Source organism: Rickettsia hoogstraalii (assembly GCF_000825685.1).
GTDB lineage: Bacteria > Pseudomonadota > Alphaproteobacteria > Rickettsiales > Rickettsiaceae > Rickettsia > Rickettsia hoogstraalii.
This window is the reverse complement of record NZ_CCXM01000001.1, coordinates 269,272-285,094: the sequence shown is the minus strand read 5'-3', so window position 1 is coordinate 285,094 and position 15,823 is coordinate 269,272. Positions and strand designations below refer to the sequence as shown.

The window sequence follows — 15,823 nt, the reverse complement described above, 5'->3', positions numbered from 1 at the left end:
TCATATTAATATTAATCTAGGACCACTGTCACTAATTATTAATATTTACTTACCAATTTTTAAAACCATATGTGTATTTATAGATGAATATGAATTGTAAGATTATAATTTGTATGCAGTAAATATATAAAACATTTCGGCTTATCCATTTTAAATTTATCGGTATTTTTTGTGAGTAATCTTTTAGTATCATTAATGTATAGGTAATCATTAAGAAGATGAGATCTAAAATTAATTCAGTATTTGAAAAATTAAACTCATTAAAGGAAATTGCAAGAGTAAAAAGAGTTGAATGCACGAAAGAAGCAAAAATTGCTATAAAGCAGCAAAGCTTTAGATTTGTCTGCTCATGTTTTGAAATAAATCCAAGTATCATTATAGCAATTACAAGAGTCCCGTAATCAATCAAAGCCCAGCTAATATACCATAATATTACCATTATAATTACATGACAATAACCGCTATAGAGAAAGTGAATTAAAGAATTACGAAAATAATAAATATACCATTGCCCTAAATAGATAGAGATTAGAATATTTGTAGTAAGAAACTGTTTAAATAGTACAGTAGTATATATTTGTAATAAAACACCGAATATTATTATATGGGTTTTTGGCTTATCATGAAAATTATAACCGGCAAAAAAGCAAAATACCGGCATAGCTGTACGACCTATGATCCGCATAATAGTTAATTCAGGATATAGATATAAACCAACATGATCAATGATCATAGCTATAATAGCTAAGGTTTTTAGCAAATCCTGATAATTTGATTGGTGCTTATTTCTTGTTATTATCATAATTGACCACTTTTAATAAATATGCCGTGCCGAAAAATGCTCCCATTCCAACTGCAATTGTACCGCCTAGCATGCAAACTTTAATCAATAAATATTCCGAATAAAAATATTCTAAATAATAATGTTTTATTAAAGCAATGATGATAGACATTATTATGCAGCATAACAAAATTTTACCACAGAAAAGCTTTATACCTGCTTCTATATGTAGCTTATTTTGTTTTGTAGTATAGCTATATAATAAACCTAGATTATACCAAGCTGCAATAGATGTACCGACTGCAATACCTATATGCTTCAAAGAATCCATTAATAATAGATTCATACCGGTATTAATTATTATTGAAAATAAAGTTATTTTGAGCGGTGTTTTAGTATCTCCGTTAGCATAAAAAATAGGAGTTAAAATTTTTGCCAAAATAAAAGCAGGAAGTCCGAGTGCAAATGCAGAAATAGCCTCGGCTGTATTTGTAGTATCTTGGCTCGTGAATACTCCTCTTTCATAAATTATATTAATAATCGGATGAGATAGAATTATAATACCGAATGTTGCAGGCAATGATAACAATAGCCCCATTCTAATAGCGTTATTCTGTATTTTTTTTGCAGCTACTATATCATTTGATTTATAGATTTTTGACAGCTCAGGTAGCAATATAGTAGAGAAGCTAGTACCTATTATTGATAGAGGAAATTGATATATCCGGTCGGCATAAGATAATATAGAAATAGCACCTTCAATAAAGCTAGCAATAGATTGGGATATGAAAAGATTTAATTGCTGTACGCCGGAGCTAATGGTTGCCGGTCCCATATTAATCAAAAGCTTTTTTACATCGGGATCGCTTGGGTTAAAAATTATCGGAAAGTTTAAATCCGCTCTTTTCACACAGACAAACATAAAAGAAACCTGTAATATTCCGGCAATTATTAAAGATAAGCTAATTGAGATAGTAGACTCTATATAATTATCAAATGTTAAAGTAAAAATTATTACGCATACACTTAAAATAACCGGTGAAAAAGCAAAGGCTGCAAATTTCTTTACAGAGTTTAATATTCCGCCAAGTAGAGCCGTTAATGAAACAAATATTAAATAAGGTATTGTAATTCGGCATAAAAATACCGTAAGCTCAAATTTTTCTTTTTTACCGTGAAATCCAGGAGTAATAAACAGCATTAATTGTGGCATGAAGATTTGCATTAATGCTATTATTACTATTAATGTCAGAAGTAGAAGGGTAAATACCTCGCCTGAAAAATTATTAGCGGCTTTCTTAGAAATAAGCATTTTTTCATTATAAATAGGAATGAATACGCTTGATAATGCTCCTTCTGCAAAAATTCTTCTAAATAGATTCGGTAGTTTAAAAGCAACATTAATGCTATCACCCATAGGGGTAGAACCAAATAATGATGCGATAAATTGTTCACGCACAAGCCCGAATATGCGAGAAATTAATGTGAAAAAAGCTACTACGACTCCTGAACGAAATAATGTCACTGTTTTATTAATATTACTGTTTTTATAGATATGTTATTGTAAGGATATATTGCCTATGCGAATTGGTTTCATCGTCATTGCGAGGAAAAATTGAAAATTTTGACGAAGCAATCTCAGGATATTTGACGAGATTGCCACGCAGCCTACGGCTGCTTGCAATGACGACTTGAAAGCCATGAATTCTTATCCTAGCTAGCCCTATCTATTCCTTTATTGATTAAAGTATCCGCTTTTGCTTTATTTTCCCATCCGGTAACTTTAACCCATTTACCTTTTTCTAAATCTTTATAATGCTCAAAGAAATGCACGATACGTTTCTTTAGCATTTCACATAAATCATCTAATTCTTTAATATGATCGAAAGTAATATCGAGTTTAGAAGTCGGTACTGCGATTATTTTTTCATCAAGCCCCGATTCGTCTTCCATCATCAATACGCCGACTGCTCGGCATTTTATAACCGACCCAGGCACTATCGGATGATGAGCTACGACAAGTACGTCTACCGGATCACCGTCATTTGAAAGAGTATGAGGAATAAAGCCGTAATTACAAGGATAGCTCATGGTAGTTTGCATAAAGCGATCAACAAAAACCGCTCCTGATTCTTTGTCAAATTCGTATTTGATTGGACCGCTATTCATCGGAATTTCGATAATTACGTTTATTTCGTCATTATTTGCTTTTGCTTTGATTTTATCTATAAACATGTTTTTTATTTTGTTGGTTGGTTTAGTTATTTTTTGTCATTGCGAGAAGAATTACGTAGTAATTCGACGAAGCAATCTCAGGAGTTTTTATATTATCTCATGAGATTGCCGCGTCGCTTCGCTCCTCGCAATGACATTGTTACTTCGGAGGTCTATAATTCTCATCATGCTTTGCAAGTAATTGTCTTGCTATAAATTTTCCGTCCGATAATTGTCCGATAGCAATAATTCCTTGTCCTTCACGAAATAGAGCAGGGAGTACACCTTGGTATAATATTTCTAAATCCTTAATATTATCGGTAATAACAAAACTTATCTTATCAGCAGCAATTTTATTTATTGATTCTATTTTAACAAGCCCGCCGACTCTTAACTCTTTGCCTTGTTCTATTTCATTAATTTTTGACGGCGGCAAAAAAAATACTATATTTTTCTCTAAATTGTAAAGTATTATACTAATTCCAAGAGCTGCAGAGCAGAAACAAATAATTATTGTTATTAATCTATTTCTTACTCTCTTTTGCATTAAAGTTCTGTTTATTTTTCAATGATTTGTAATTTAAAAAACTTGCAATTAACAATATCGTTAAAGCTGTAAAAGTAAATAAATATGCAGTTAATACAGCGTCATTCAGAAAACTTGATCCAAGTGAATTTTGCGGTGTTCGCCTATGCTCACGTATTATAATACGCTGTGCAGGCTCAACCTTAAATTCCTCTTGTCTAAAGCTTTCTGAATTTAGCTGCAAGTCATTACTCATTAATTGCCTTTTAAAAACTCCATAATTTCCTTAGGTGAAGAATCTAAATAGAAATGTTTTAGATATTTTCCGTTTGCATCGATTAAATAGGTAAAAGATGAATGATCAAGCATATAGTTTGGGTCGTCATCGTCACCATTTACACGAGCATAAAAAACCTTGAATTTATCAGTTACATCTTTTATTTGCTGCTCGTTACCGGTAAGACCTATAAATTTCGGATGAAAATGTTTTAAATATTCTTTAAGTACTTCAGGTGTATCACGTTTTGGATCAATAGTGATAAAAATAGGTAGAATATCTATTTTATGTTTATTTAAAATTTCTACAATCTCCGTCATTTTATTTAGAGAGGTTGGGCATATATCAGGACAATTAGTAAATCCAAAGTAAATGAGGCTTAAATTGCCTTTCAACTTATCACTATTAAATATCTCTCCATTTTGGTCTATTAGCTCAAAATCACCGCCAATTTTTACGTTATCTTCATAGATATTAACTTGACCGGCAAGCGGTTTTTCAGGCGTTCTTAAAGATAACAACAAATATAATGCTCCTACTCCTATTAATAAGCTAATTACGATAATTATTTTTATAACATTTGATTGCATTTTCATAAGATATTACCCATTTTTTCGTTATCATTCTGTAGCTTGAGGAAAATTGCCAAAATCGTCATTGCGAGCGACTGAAAGGAGCGTGGCAATCTCGTCAAGTATCCTGAGATTGCTTCGTCAATTACTTCGTAATTTTCCTCGCAATGACGAATCCAATACGCAACAATGCCATAAAAATCATTACTGATACACTCTTACACCAGCCCTAGTTTTTTAGGTTTAAAATATTTTACCCAAATATCTATTAACAATTTAGTAATGATAATCGCTGAAAACATTGAAGATATAATCCCGATTGTTAATGCAACGGCAAAACCTTTTATTGCACCTACTCCAAATATATAAAGTAAAAAAGCAACGATTAGCGTAGTTAGGTTAGAATCAAGGATAGTAGCAAAGGCGGATTCAAAACCGGTTCTAATAGCATAAAGATTAGAAACTCCTTTATGCAATTCCTCTTTGATTCTTTCGTAAATCAATACGTTAGCATCAACAGCCATACCCATAGTTAGTATTATTCCTGCAATTCCAGGCAGAGTTAAAGTAGCTTGGAAAAGTGAAAGTAAAGCTAGAATATATAATAATGCAAGGCTTAAAGCTATATTGGCGAATAAACCGAGCACACCGTAAGACCAAACCATAAATATACACACTGCTATAAATCCTAGAAGTCCTGCTTTTTTTCCTGATTCTATAGAATCAGCACCGAGGTTAGGACCTATACTCCTTTCTTCAATAATCTTAAGCGGGGCAGGGAGAGAACCGGCTCGCAATAATAGTGCAAGCTCATTTGCCGACTCAACGGTAAAATTTCCTGTTATTATACCGCTTCCGCCCATAATCGCTCCGTTTATCGTTGGAGCACTTAGTAATTTATTGTCTAAAACTATAGCAAGGCGTTTACCGGTATTATTTTTGGTTATTTCACCAAATATTTTACTACCTAAATTGTTGAAAGAAAAAGCAACTACCGCTTGTGAATTTTGGTCAAAAGAAGCTGAAGCGGTTGTAAGCTGATCTCCACCCAAAACAACTTTTTTCTTTATAACTACATAATACTCCCCATGACTTTCGCTATCTCCCTTAACTAGCATTGAACCTACCGGAACATGTCCTTTTACCGCTTCTTCGATATTGGCATTTTCATCAACTAAATGAAAAGTTAGCTTTGCAGTTTTCCCTAATATATTCTTCAGGTAAGAGGGATTTTCTTCGCCGGGAACTTGCAGTAATATATGTTTATCGCCTTGCTTCTGTAGTGTCGGCTCTTTAGTGCCGGTACTATCAACTCTCATGCGAACGATCTCAATAGATTGGTCTACTACCTTATTAAGTAAGTCATTTAATCTAGATTCGCTGTAGCTAAGCTTTATTTTATTTTCGTTTACTTCAGCGATAATTTCCGGATCAATTTTGTTAATTATTTTTTTTAACGGCTTTAATTCTTCAGGCGATCTTACTTCTAATTGAATGTTATTTTGTCTAACTAACAGATTTTTATAGCCTATTTTATCCTCACGAAAATTTTTGCGTAAAGTGTCAGCAAGATTTTCCATTGAATCATTTAAGTAGGTGTCAAAATCAACATCGAGTAATAAATGGGCTCCTCCTCTAAGGTCAAGCCCTAGATTTACTGAATCATGAGGCAGAAACTTAGAGTTTACCTGCATGAAATTAGGTAAGGCACAAATAACCGCAAAAACCGTACATATAATTGAAAGAAAAATTTTCCACTTAGGAAGATTTTGCACCGCTTACCTTCTTATCTTTTTTGTTATTTTCTTTTTTTACTGCTACTTCTTTTGTACGACTAGTTATATCGATAATAGCACTTTTTAAAGCTTTAATACGTACGTCTTTAGCTATTTCGATTTCAATATTATTGTCATTTTCACTTACTTTAGTCACAATACCGTAAATGCCGCTATTTGTTAGAACTTCTTCGCCTTTTTTAACTTCACTTACTAATTTCTCTCTTTCTTTGCGTCGTTTTTCTTGCGGACGTAATAATAAGAAGTAAAATACGGCAAAAATTAAAACCATCGGTATTAAGCTTGTTAACCCCGATTGTAGAGAATTTGTTTCTACAGGCACTACCTCAGTTTCCTGTATCTCTATAGTGTCGTTATTATTTGCCTGATTATCTTGCGTATTTGCTGACATATGTTGCTTCCTTTAAAAAAAATCAATAAAATAAAAATAGCTACCTAATAGCTTTAATGCAAGGGTAAAATAAATAATGTATAAGTTAATTATAGTTCGTGCTAGTATAAATAATCAAAAACTAATTATATTTATGACAACTAAAATCGCCGATATAAAAAATTATATAGAAGAAAAAGCGGATTTATTAATTGCTTTGTCTCGTATAGAAAAAGGAGAAGAAGTAATTTCATTAGAAGATATTAAGAAAAAATATGGTTTGGAAGATTAAATTTATGATAAACTTAATGATGTCATTTGTGAAAAGGCATTGTTGCGTGGACTGATTTTCCGTCATTGCGAGAAGAATTACGTAGTAATTCGACGAAGCAATCCAGTAAAAAATTCTGATTTACAGAATTTTTTTAATCTTTTTCTAGATTGCCGTGTCGTGTCGCTTCGCTCCTCGCAATGACGGTTTTGGTATTCACACAACAACGTCATGCGGGAATGACATAAAACGGAAAAATCACTGGAGCGGGTGAAGGGATTCGAACCCTCGACTTCGACCTTGGCAAGGTAGCGCTCTACCCCTGAGCTACACCCGCTTAAATAAAACAACGGCGTTTTAATGTAAAAAGTTTAAGGGGATCAAAATTAATTACATATAAAACGCCTTAGTGCTTTTTAATCTAAGCGAATCTGAATATAAGTAATTATAAGATAAATTGCAAGTATTAAATTAGAAATTTATTGGCATTGCTAAATAAAGATAGATTATTTAATAAATTAACGCCATTGCAAAGAAATTTAAAAGTATATTGACTAAGCAATCTAGTTAAAAACTCTGTAAACTAAAATTTTTTTTATTATTTTCTTAGATTGATAAGCTCCTTTCAGTCATTCAGCTCATTAGGTATTGTTGCGTGGACCGGTAAAACCCATTGTGTCACCTAGTTCGTTTGACCCCGGGGTCCAAAAAACAATAAAAAATACTAATAATATTAGTATTTTTAACTGGATCCCGTGGTCAAGCCACGGGATGACAGAGGTGAAATTGAACCACGCAACAAGCTCAGCTCATTACGACATTTATCTTTAGTTAGCAATGCTATAAAATCTAATTTTTTTAAATTGACTTTTATTTTTATATAAAACAGTATAGTTCTTTATTAATTTTAACTAATCTGTAAAAAAGCATGTTAAGTTACGCAAAAGAGCAAAAGAGTTTAGCCCGTAATCAAAAAGAAGCAATAGGGCTACTATCGATAGGTACGTTTCTTGAATATTTTGATCTCATGCTTTATGTACACATGGCGGTACTACTTAACGAGCTATTTTTTCCTGAAGCCGATGCACGAGCTGCTTCTCTATATTCTGCCATTGCATATTGTTCAACATATGTATTTAGACCTATCGGTGCTTTAATATTCGGTTGGATAGGAGATACTATAGGTCGTAAGGCAACGGTAATTATTACAACTTTTTTAATGTCGCTTTGTTGTCTTATAATGGCTAATTTAAAAACTTATGCCGAAATTGGTATTACGGCAACTTTTGTAGTAACTGCGTGTCTGTAGTAACTGCGTGTCGTATCGCTCAGGGGATGTCCTCTATGGGGAGGTAGTAGGTGCCGAGCTTTATCTAACCGAAATGACAAAAATTCCTCAACGTTATTGGGTAGTGGCTTCGCTTGTTGTTTTTGTAACTTTAGGTGCAACCGTAGCATTGGCGCTAGGAACAGTTGTTACTTCTTTTGGACTTGATTGGCGTATTGCATTTTGGTTTGGAGCAGCTATTGCTATAGTTGGTGCTGTTGCAAGGACAAATCTTAGAGAGACTCCGGATTTCATTGATGCAAAAAGACGAATAAAGAAAACTGTAGCACAAGCGGGGATAGATAGTAATAGGCTAAAATCAAGCCCTATTTGGAGTAAAAAAATTAATAAACCAACAGCAATAGCTTTCTTTTTTATACATTGTGGAGCCCCGTTATGGTTTTATATTGTTTATATTTATTGCGGTAATATGCTAAAAAACTCATTTAATTACAGTGCCGCTCAAGTAATTCATCAAAATTTTATTGTTTGTGGTACAGAATTAATAAGTACAATAATTGTTACTTATTTGGTTTGTAAAATACATCCTTTAAAAGTTCTTAAGGTAAGATTAATAATATTTTCTATTGTAGCTATTATGTCTCCTATCTTACTAAACAATATTTCAAATACTATAGAATTACTTTTATTCCAATTATTTATTGTAGTATTTGCCCTACTACTTTTCCGGCAGGTGCAGTGTTTTATGTAAGATGTCCGGTATTAAAACGTTTTACATGCGGCAGTTTTATATTTGCTTTATCAAGAGCTTTAATGTTTGCAGTTTCTTCTTTTGGAACAATTTACTTGATAGATTATTTTAATCACTGGGGATTATTATTCTTTATTATTCCAATTCTAATTGGTTATACATTTGGAGTAAATCATTTTATAAAGTTAGAGGAGGAAGCAGAGAGTTATTATTAGAAAAAGTTTTTTGTCTTTCCAGTTCGATATTAAAAACTTTTAGGCATAATTCAGCAAATTCTCGTTCTAGTTTATAATTTATATTAGCAGCGACCAAAAGAAAATTTATTAAAGTCTCTTCAATAATTTTTCTAGCTTTCTCAGGTGATTTAACTCCCAAAGTTTGCACATTATGAATTCGGTCAAATAATTTTATTAATGCCGTATTGTATCTTTTCTCTTTAATTAGTAAGTTTAGGCTTTCTCCGCTACTTATCTTCCCGTAAGATTTAATTCTAGTTAGACCTTCTACGTGTTTTGCTACTTCCGATCCAAAAATTTCGGTAATTGCTTCTTCAGTTAATTCGGTGTCTTCAATAGTATCATGAAGTAAAGCAGCTTGCAGCATAATAACGTTATAAAGCTTAGGTGCTTCTTCATCTACAAATTCAGCAAGCATAATTGCTACCTCAATCGGGTGCGAATAATAAGAATCGCCTGATTGATGCATTTGAGAACCGTGATATTTACGTGCATAGTAGATACCTTTTTTGATTTCAAGGATATCTATAGGATTTTCTACTTTAGTATTTAAATATTCGAGTTTATCGAGTGATTTTTTACTATAAACACAAATTTCAAACTTTTCTTTCCAAGAGCTTATATCTTCCATAAAAGTTATTTCTTATTTCATTATAATTTGTAGGCTATTAATTAAAAAATTTTAATAATAAATAGCTGCAGATTAAAAATTATTGTTATATAATTTTAAATATTAATCCTAAAGTCAAAATGTAACTATGTCAAACCGTAATAGTTTAGAAGTACAAGAGTATGCACAATCTAGCTCCTTAAATAATACTAATCTAACTGTTGCGGTATATGTAAATGTCTTGGAGCTATAGCTACTGTTTGCTGTAATGTGTATGTATTTTTATTTGAATAGATATCTTTCCAAACTTCGCTTCTAGAGGTAATTTAATACGTCGAGCCTAGACTCGCATGGCATTGTTGCGTGGATCAATTTTTCCGTCATTGCGAGAAGAAACTGTAAGTTTCGACGAAGCAATCCAGTAAAAAAATTCTATAAATCAGAATTTTTTAAATTATTTTTCTGGATTGCAGCAAAGCTTCGCTCCTCGCAATGATGATTCGGGTATCCACGCAACAAGACCTACTCGCATCCTCACGTACTTCTACGTACGCTGTGGTGGCAAGCACTTCCGTGTCTCCTTTAAATTCCTCTCTATAAGCTGGTTTGGAAAGACACCTAATAAACAATTACACTAAAAAAATATGAGCAAGGCTTAAGAAAGTTAGGAAACCTAGAGCATCGGTTATGGTTGTTAGAAATACGCCGGAGCCTGCAGCGGGGTCTATATCAAAATAATGCAGTATTATAGGAATAGCAGAGCCGAATAATCCGGCTACTAAAAAATTTAAAATAACTGCAATAGCAAAAATAACGCTAAGATTTAAGTCAAGCAACATCACAAAGCTAAGCCCTGCGCCGATAATTGCAAGTACAAAACCGTTAAAAGCCGATACTGCTATTTCTTTTAATATAACTTTATTGACATTATTATAATGAATATCTTTATTAGCAAGGGCTCTAACCGTAACGGTCATGGCTTGTGTTCCGGCATTTCCGCCCATTGAAGCTACAATAGGCATAGTAGCTGCAAGCGTTATAAGTTTTGCAATAGTGTCGTTAAAATGGTTAATGATAAGTGAGGTCATGCAGGCAGTGATTAGATTAACAAAGAGCCAAGGAAAACGATGTTTAACGGTATAAAATACATTGAAGAAAGTATCTTGAGTGTGTACCCCGCTTAATGATAATATATCTTTTCCAGCTTGTTCTTCGATAATATAAATTATATTATCGATTGATACGCTACCTACTAACTTACCGCTTTTATTTACTACCGGTACAATAGTTAAAGCATATTGTCTAAAAATGAAGCTTAATTCATTTAAGTCGGTAAAAGCATCTGCAAGCTTAAAATCTTTGCTCATCAAATCTTTTATTAATTCATTTTTTTTGCCTTTAATTAGCGTGCTAAGAGAAATAATACCGATAGGGCGTAATTTATTATCTGTAACGATTGCCGCATAAAAGTCATTCTTTACGTTTTTGATAAAATTTAATGATTCCTCGACCGTCCATCCTTCTTGAAGATTAATAAAATCTCGCTCAATTACCCTACCTACCGTATTTTCGGGATATGTACAACCTAAGGTAATTTGGTGTTTTTTTTCTTTAGTAAGATTACTTAGGATAAGGTCTTTTATATCATCGTCTAGATCTATTACTACTTCAATAGCATCTTCTATAACTAGCTTATTGATTAATTCTGCAGATTTTTTTATGCCTAAAGTTTCTATTATTAAAGGCTTACTATAAGCATTTAACGATACTAACGTTTTAGGCTTAATTTCATCCTGTAATAAAGGAATAATTATTTTATATGTTTTATTGTTAAGATTATCTAAGAAATCCGCTAAATCGGCATAATGAAGCTTAGCCAGCCTGCTTGCAGCAGCGTCATAATTGTGATCTTCAATCAGATCATTAATTTGATCAAAAATCTTGGCAAATTGATCATGATGATCAGGTAAGATGCTTTTAAATATATTGAAATTAGGCATGACCTATTTACCTAATAGTTTACTATAGACTTATTATAATTATTTAAAGCCGGTGTAGCTAGGCTAGGCTTAGCACGGAATTGTGTACAATTTGCTAATCAATATAAATCACAGAGTACAAATAAGCAATAGTTTTTATTTCAACTCCTTTTCATTTATCAGGAGTATGCAATTAGCACAAACATTTGCTAACAAGAAGAACTTAGGAGTAAATATAAAATCTGAAGTGTTAAAACAGAAAAAATTTGGCTTTGTGAAAAACCGGCGAGTGGTGCGGTCGAGAAGACTTGAACTTCCAATCTTTTTACAGAACAGCACCCTCAATGCTGCGCGTCTACCAATTTCGCCACGACCGCTTTAGTTTTACTCTATAGCAGATTATAAGTAAAATATCAATAGAGTTGTTGTTTATCCGTCATTGCTAGGAAATTGCGTAGCAATTGTACGTCCGCAATCTCAGGAGTTTGTTATTATTTCATGAGATTGCCGCGCGGTCTACGACCGCTCGCAATGACGGTGTCTGTATCTACGACAAACTCACTACAAAACTAGGCATAATCGATTGCTTAACAGCAGTTTTTGTTAAACTATCCAGTTTTTCCTCAATATTATCAAAATTACTATGATATTCTCTAGAATTTCCGGTTAACACTAGGGCAGAGTCTATATCAAGGCGATTTGCTGCAAGTATATCGGTGTAAAAAGTGTCCCCAATCATTAACATACGATTCTTAGGGGTATTATGACATTCTTTTAAAATCTTGCTATATATGTCTTCATATGGCTTACCGCTATAAATTACTTTTCCGCCAAACTGCTTTATTTTTTCGGCATAATAACCGCTACAATATCTATAAACACCGTGTTGATTTATTCCAAGGTCAGGATTAGCACAAATATTGACCATTTTACGTTGTACAACAATTTTAAATAACTCATCGAATTCGTTTAAATCTAAATTTTCGTTTTCGTCTCTGTAAATAGTCATTAAGAAAATATTAGCTTTGTTAATATCATCAGTGATAGGACATTGAATTCCGTTTATTATATCATTTTCTAAATGTCCTAAGTGATATATTATCGGCTTTTCAATACCGAATCGTTCTTTACTTTCTAAAATCATTTCTACTGCTATTTCACCTGAGCTAAGAATCATTTCAGGTAACACGTTTACTCCCCAAGATTTAATTGTTTGATGCAGCGAAAAAATATTTCGTGGAGCATTAGTAACAAAATATACTTTTTTCCGTTTAATAATTTTATTAATATTTTCTACGACGCCCGGATAAGTATGTCCTCCTTCGATTATTACACCCCAAAGATCAAATAAAAACACGTCATAATCATCAATTACATCGAAAATATTTTTTAACTTTAATATATTCATTGTTATCTCACTAATTTGGTATTGTCATATCGTCATTGCGAGGAAATTGCATAGCAATTGACGAAGCAATCCAGTTTAAAATGCATAGCTGTTACTGGATTGCCGCGTCGCTTCGCTCCTCGCAATGACGTAAACTTTTTAAATCAAGAAACTTTACTATTCTAATAAGTTACGTTATAGTTATTTTTATTGTTTCTAGCAACAAATAAATATTGTGTCGGATTATGTCGGAAATTGAAGAAAAATTTAACGAATCATCATATGGTGCTGATTCTATAAAGGTTTTAAAAGGTCTTGAAGCCGTAAGAAAAAGACCGGGAATGTATATCGGGGACGTTGGGGATGGGTCCGGTCTACATCATATGATTTATGAAGTAGTCGACAACGCTATTGATGAATCGCTCGCCGGTTATTGCGATTTAGTACAAGTAACGTTAAATAAAAACGGTTCGGTTACCGTATCCGATAACGGGCGAGGTATACCCGTTGAAATTCATGAAGAGGAAGGGATATCAGCAGCTGAAGTTATTATGACGCAACTTCACGCCGGCGGTAAGTTTGATCAGAACTCTTACAAGGTTTCAGGCGGTCTACACGGTGTCGGTGTATCGGTTGTAAATGCTCTTTCTGAATGGCTTGAGCTGCGTATTTGGCGTAATAATAAAGAATATTTGATTAGATTTAATAATGGTATAACAGAAGCTCCGCTTGCAGTTGTCAAAGAAAATATTGATAAAAAAGGTACGGAAGTTACTTTTTTCCCGTCTGTAGAAACGTTTACTAATATAGAATTTGATTTCGGCACTATAAAGCATCGTCTTCGTGAGCTTGCTTTTTTAAATTCAGGCGTGAAGATTTTACTCGTCGATAATCGCTTTGAAGAAGTTAAAGAAGTAGAGTTTTATTATACGGGCGGTATAGAAGCTTATGTAAAATATATAGATAGAGCTAAACACGCCATTCATCCATGTATAGTAGTTAATACAGAGAATGCTGAGTCCGGTATAAGCCTTGAGCTTGCGATGCACTGGAACGATTCTTATCATGAGAATATCCTGTGTTTCACTAACAATATTAGGCAGCGTGACGGCGGAACTCATCTTAGTGCTTTCAAATCAGCAATAACACGTGTTATTACCTCTTACCTTGATACTACGGGCCTTAATAAAAAATCTAAAAATGACTTTAGCGGTGAGGATACTAGAGAAGGCTTATGTTGCGTACTTTCCGTTAAAGTTCCTGATCCTAAATTTTCCTCTCAAACAAAAGATAAGCTAGTAAGCTCCGAAGTGCGACCGGTTGTTGAAAATGCCGTTTATACAAAGGTTCTTGAGTGGTTTGAAGAGCATCCGGCGGAATCTAAGGCAATTATAGCTAAGATTATGGAAGCGGCTAATGCTCGTGAAGCTGCTAGAAAAGCGAGGGAGCTAACTCGAAGAAAATCAGCCTTAGAAGTCTCGAACTTACCCGGTAAGCTTGCCGATTGCCATGCAAAAGATCCGGCAATTTCAGAATTGTTTATTGTTGAGGGAGACTCTGCGGGCGGTACTGCAAAGCAGGGTAGGGATAGCAAAATTCAGGCTATATTGCCTCTGCGTGGTAAAATTTTGAACGTTGAGCGTGCAAGATTTGATAAAATGCTCGGTTCGGACCAAATCGGTACGTTAATTACAGCTCTTGGGATTAGTGTTGAACGAGAATTTTCCCTAGAAAAGCTTAGATACCATAAAGTTATTATTATGACCGATGCTGATGTTGACGGCTCGCACATTAGAACTTTATTGCTCACGTTTTTCTATCGTCATATGCCTGAGCTAATAAATAAAGGTTATCTATATATAGCACAGCCACCGCTTTATAAGGTAAAAAAAGGAGCAGCTGAGCTTTATTTAAAGAATGAGCAAGCTTTGCAGGATTATTTGATAAAATCAACTATCAATGATGCAACCTTAACTCTAGACGGTAAAGAACAGTTAGTAGGCGATAATTTGGAAGAGCTAATTAATAAAGTAGTTAAGTTTAACGGCTTGCTTGATCATGCTAGCAAAAAATTTAATTGCTCAATTACTGAAATTCTTGCAATTAATGACTTACTTAATAACAAAATATTTGAAGCTGAAAGTGATTTAAGACTTGAAAAAGCTTTAGATGTTTTAAATAGCTTAGAAGAGTCGCCTGATAAAACTAATTGGAAAATTTTAAAACATGAAAATAAAATAGAGTTCTTCCGTTTTAGTAGGGGTTTAAAAGAAAGTAAAATATTGTTGAAAGAGCAGTTAGAATCATTTGAGTTTATACAAATATCAAAGCTTGCTTTAACAATTTTTGATATATTCAGTAAGCAATTAAAGCTTATAGTGAAAAGTCAGGAATTCGGTATTTTAACAGCAAGCCAGTTATTAAATACCATTATAGAATGTGGGAAAAAAGGAATAAACATCCAGCGTTTTAAGGGTCTTGGTGAGATGAATTCCGACCAATTATGGGAAACTACTCTTGACCCTGCAAAAAGAACTTTGCTTCAGGTAAGAGTTGCGGAAGTCGATGAAGCAGAGGGCATTTTCTCTACTTTAATGGGTGATGTTGTTGAACCTCGTAGATTATTTATCCAAGCTAATGCTTTGAATGTCGTGAATTTGGATGTGTAGCCTTAAAACCGTCATTGCGAACGAGCGGAGCGAGTGCGGCAATCTCAGGAATTTTATACTGCTTTATGAGATTGCCGCGTCAAGGCTTTGCCTTTC

General features: G+C 33.5%; 18 protein-coding genes, 2 tRNA genes and 2 pseudogenes. 8 read left to right on the top strand and 14 right to left on the bottom strand.

Annotation, left to right across the window (positions count from 1 at the left end):
- Positions 1 to 49: 49 nt before the first annotated feature.
- Both BN1174_RS01490 and murJ read right to left on the bottom strand, forming a co-directional pair.
- A complete protein-coding gene (locus BN1174_RS01490) occupies positions 50 to 802 on the bottom strand; it encodes a TraX family protein (RefSeq protein ID WP_040255965.1) in 753 nt (250 codons plus the stop codon).
- Positions 783 to 2,306, bottom strand: a complete 1,524-nt coding sequence (gene murJ / locus BN1174_RS01485; RefSeq protein WP_040255963.1) for a murein biosynthesis integral membrane protein MurJ — start codon at positions 2,304 to 2,306, stop codon at positions 783 to 785. The genes BN1174_RS01490 and murJ overlap by 20 nt, the downstream gene beginning before the upstream one ends.
- A 77-nt stretch (positions 2,307 to 2,383) precedes the next feature.
- Between murJ and BN1174_RS12935 the strand changes: the two genes are divergently transcribed.
- Entirely contained in the window at positions 2,384 to 2,476 is a 93-nt protein-coding gene (locus BN1174_RS12935; protein WP_408005866.1) for an RND transporter, read from the top strand.
- 18 nt (positions 2,477 to 2,494) lie between these two features.
- Here BN1174_RS12935 and ppa read toward each other — a convergent pair whose 3' ends face one another.
- Complete coding sequence (ppa, locus tag BN1174_RS01480; RefSeq protein ID WP_040255961.1) at positions 2,495 to 3,016, bottom strand: inorganic diphosphatase; 522 nt, start codon at positions 3,014 to 3,016, stop codon at positions 2,495 to 2,497.
- 39 nt (positions 3,017 to 3,055) lie between these two features.
- Here ppa and BN1174_RS09595 point away from each other — a divergent pair, with 39 nt between their 5' ends.
- On the top strand, positions 3,056 to 3,211 hold the full coding sequence (locus BN1174_RS09595; protein ID WP_156138433.1) for a hypothetical protein: 156 nt from the start codon (positions 3,056 to 3,058) through the stop codon (positions 3,209 to 3,211).
- On the opposite strand, the gene ccmE is transcribed toward BN1174_RS09595, so the two are convergent.
- Genes ccmE through BN1174_RS01465 form a run of 3 tightly spaced genes read right to left on the bottom strand, consistent with a single transcriptional unit; the run spans position 3,156 to position 4,394 of the window.
- Positions 3,156 to 3,542 carry a cytochrome c maturation protein CcmE gene (ccmE, locus tag BN1174_RS01475; RefSeq protein ID WP_040255959.1) on the bottom strand — a complete coding sequence of 129 codons (387 nt, stop codon included), beginning with the start codon at positions 3,540 to 3,542 and terminating at the stop codon, positions 3,156 to 3,158. The two genes, BN1174_RS09595 and ccmE, sit on opposite strands and share 56 nt — an antisense overlap.
- On the bottom strand, positions 3,520 to 3,777 hold the full coding sequence (locus BN1174_RS01470) for a palindromic element RPE3 domain-containing protein (protein ID WP_040255957.1): 258 nt from the start codon (positions 3,775 to 3,777) through the stop codon (positions 3,520 to 3,522). The genes ccmE and BN1174_RS01470 overlap by 23 nt, the downstream gene beginning before the upstream one ends.
- Entirely contained in the window at positions 3,777 to 4,394 is a 618-nt protein-coding gene (locus tag BN1174_RS01465; protein WP_040255955.1) for an SCO family protein, read from the bottom strand. The genes BN1174_RS01470 and BN1174_RS01465 overlap by 1 nt, the downstream gene beginning before the upstream one ends.
- A 61-nt stretch (positions 4,395 to 4,455) precedes the next feature.
- Between BN1174_RS01465 and BN1174_RS12185 the strand changes: the two genes are divergently transcribed.
- Entirely contained in the window at positions 4,456 to 4,581 is a 126-nt protein-coding gene (locus tag BN1174_RS12185; protein ID WP_269378725.1) for a hypothetical protein, read from the top strand.
- 7 nt (positions 4,582 to 4,588) lie between these two features.
- On the opposite strand, the gene secD is transcribed toward BN1174_RS12185, so the two are convergent.
- Together secD and yajC are read right to left on the bottom strand one after the other, a co-directional pair.
- Positions 4,589 to 6,145 (bottom strand): protein translocase subunit SecD, encoded by a 1,557-nt coding sequence (gene secD, locus BN1174_RS01460; RefSeq protein ID WP_040255953.1) that lies wholly within the window; start codon positions 6,143 to 6,145, stop codon positions 4,589 to 4,591.
- Positions 6,129 to 6,557 carry a preprotein translocase subunit YajC gene (gene yajC / locus BN1174_RS01455; RefSeq protein WP_040255952.1) on the bottom strand — a complete coding sequence of 143 codons (429 nt, stop codon included), beginning with the start codon at positions 6,555 to 6,557 and terminating at the stop codon, positions 6,129 to 6,131. Before yajC ends, secD begins: the two co-directional genes overlap by 17 nt.
- Positions 6,558 to 6,690: 133 nt before the next feature.
- Between yajC and BN1174_RS01450 the strand changes: the two genes are divergently transcribed.
- Both BN1174_RS01450 and BN1174_RS09590 read left to right on the top strand, forming a co-directional pair.
- Positions 6,691 to 6,828, top strand: coding sequence for a hypothetical protein (locus BN1174_RS01450; RefSeq protein ID WP_040257853.1), 138 nt, complete (start codon positions 6,691 to 6,693; stop codon positions 6,826 to 6,828).
- A 42-nt stretch (positions 6,829 to 6,870) separates the two neighbouring features.
- Positions 6,871 to 7,011, top strand: a complete 141-nt coding sequence (locus tag BN1174_RS09590; protein WP_156138432.1) for a hypothetical protein — start codon at positions 6,871 to 6,873, stop codon at positions 7,009 to 7,011.
- 58 nt (positions 7,012 to 7,069) lie between these two features.
- Here the strand turns inward: BN1174_RS09590 and BN1174_RS01445 are convergent.
- Positions 7,070 to 7,144, bottom strand: a tRNA-Gly gene (locus BN1174_RS01445).
- Positions 7,145 to 7,735: 591 nt separating this feature from the next.
- Here BN1174_RS01445 and BN1174_RS12570 point away from each other — a divergent pair.
- Together BN1174_RS12570 and BN1174_RS12565 are read left to right on the top strand one after the other, a co-directional pair.
- On the top strand, positions 7,736 to 8,116 hold the full coding sequence (locus tag BN1174_RS12570) for an MFS transporter (RefSeq protein ID WP_331370573.1): 381 nt from the start codon (positions 7,736 to 7,738) through the stop codon (positions 8,114 to 8,116).
- A 604-nt stretch (positions 8,117 to 8,720) separates the two neighbouring features.
- Positions 8,721 to 9,061: pseudogene (locus tag BN1174_RS12565) on the top strand (proline/betaine transporter).
- On the opposite strand, the gene BN1174_RS01435 reads toward BN1174_RS12565, so the two are convergent.
- From BN1174_RS01435 to BN1174_RS01420, 5 genes and pseudogenes are all read right to left on the bottom strand, one after another.
- Positions 9,024 to 9,713, bottom strand: a complete 690-nt coding sequence (locus BN1174_RS01435) for an HD domain-containing protein (protein ID WP_040255950.1) — start codon at positions 9,711 to 9,713, stop codon at positions 9,024 to 9,026. The pseudogene BN1174_RS12565 and the gene BN1174_RS01435 sit on opposite strands and share 38 nt — an antisense overlap.
- 503 nt (positions 9,714 to 10,216) lie before the next feature.
- Positions 10,217 to 10,321 (bottom strand): annotated as a pseudogene (locus BN1174_RS12560) (palindromic element RPE1 domain-containing protein); the annotation flags it as partial.
- Complete coding sequence (mgtE, locus tag BN1174_RS01430; protein WP_040255948.1) at positions 10,322 to 11,692, bottom strand: magnesium transporter; 1,371 nt, start codon at positions 11,690 to 11,692, stop codon at positions 10,322 to 10,324. It abuts the pseudogene before it with no gap.
- A 269-nt stretch (positions 11,693 to 11,961) separates the two neighbouring features.
- A tRNA-Leu gene (locus tag BN1174_RS01425) sits at positions 11,962 to 12,048 on the bottom strand.
- Positions 12,049 to 12,218: 170 nt separating this feature from the next.
- Positions 12,219 to 13,079: a TIGR01459 family HAD-type hydrolase gene (locus tag BN1174_RS01420; RefSeq protein WP_040255946.1), complete on the bottom strand. Its 861-nt coding sequence runs from the start codon at positions 13,077 to 13,079 to the stop codon at positions 12,219 to 12,221.
- A 224-nt stretch (positions 13,080 to 13,303) separates the two neighbouring features.
- On the opposite strand from BN1174_RS01420, the gene gyrB reads away from it, so the two are divergent.
- Entirely contained in the window at positions 13,304 to 15,727 is a 2,424-nt protein-coding gene (gene gyrB / locus BN1174_RS01415) for a DNA topoisomerase (ATP-hydrolyzing) subunit B (protein ID WP_040255944.1), read from the top strand.
- The last annotated feature ends 96 nt before the right edge of the window (positions 15,728 to 15,823 follow it).

Bases quoted from the DNA above. Each gene is read 5' to 3' on its own strand.
- ccmE (WP_040255959.1), bottom strand. From the start codon at position 3,542: ATGCAAAAGAGAGTAAGAAATAGATTAATAACAATAATTATTTGTTTC.
- ppa (WP_040255961.1), bottom strand. From the start codon at position 3,016: ATGTTTATAGATAAAATCAAAGCAAAAGCAAATAATGACGAAATAAAC.
- BN1174_RS01490 (WP_040255965.1), bottom strand. From the start codon at position 802: ATGATAATAACAAGAAATAAGCACCAATCAAATTATCAGGATTTGCTA.
- BN1174_RS12570 (WP_331370573.1), top strand. From the start codon at position 7,736: ATGTTAAGTTACGCAAAAGAGCAAAAGAGTTTAGCCCGTAATCAAAAA.
- BN1174_RS01435 (WP_040255950.1), bottom strand. From the start codon at position 9,713: ATGGAAGATATAAGCTCTTGGAAAGAAAAGTTTGAAATTTGTGTTTAT.
- yajC (WP_040255952.1), bottom strand. From the start codon at position 6,557: ATGTCAGCAAATACGCAAGATAATCAGGCAAATAATAACGACACTATA.
- BN1174_RS01470 (WP_040255957.1), bottom strand. From the start codon at position 3,777: ATGAGTAATGACTTGCAGCTAAATTCAGAAAGCTTTAGACAAGAGGAA.
- BN1174_RS01465 (WP_040255955.1), bottom strand. From the start codon at position 4,394: ATGAAAATGCAATCAAATGTTATAAAAATAATTATCGTAATTAGCTTA.
- BN1174_RS01420 (WP_040255946.1), bottom strand. From the start codon at position 13,079: ATGAATATATTAAAGTTAAAAAATATTTTCGATGTAATTGATGATTAT.
- mgtE (WP_040255948.1), bottom strand. From the start codon at position 11,692: ATGCCTAATTTCAATATATTTAAAAGCATCTTACCTGATCATCATGAT.
- gyrB (WP_040255944.1), top strand. From the start codon at position 13,304: ATGTCGGAAATTGAAGAAAAATTTAACGAATCATCATATGGTGCTGAT.
- BN1174_RS01450 (WP_040257853.1), top strand. From the start codon at position 6,691: ATGACAACTAAAATCGCCGATATAAAAAATTATATAGAAGAAAAAGCG.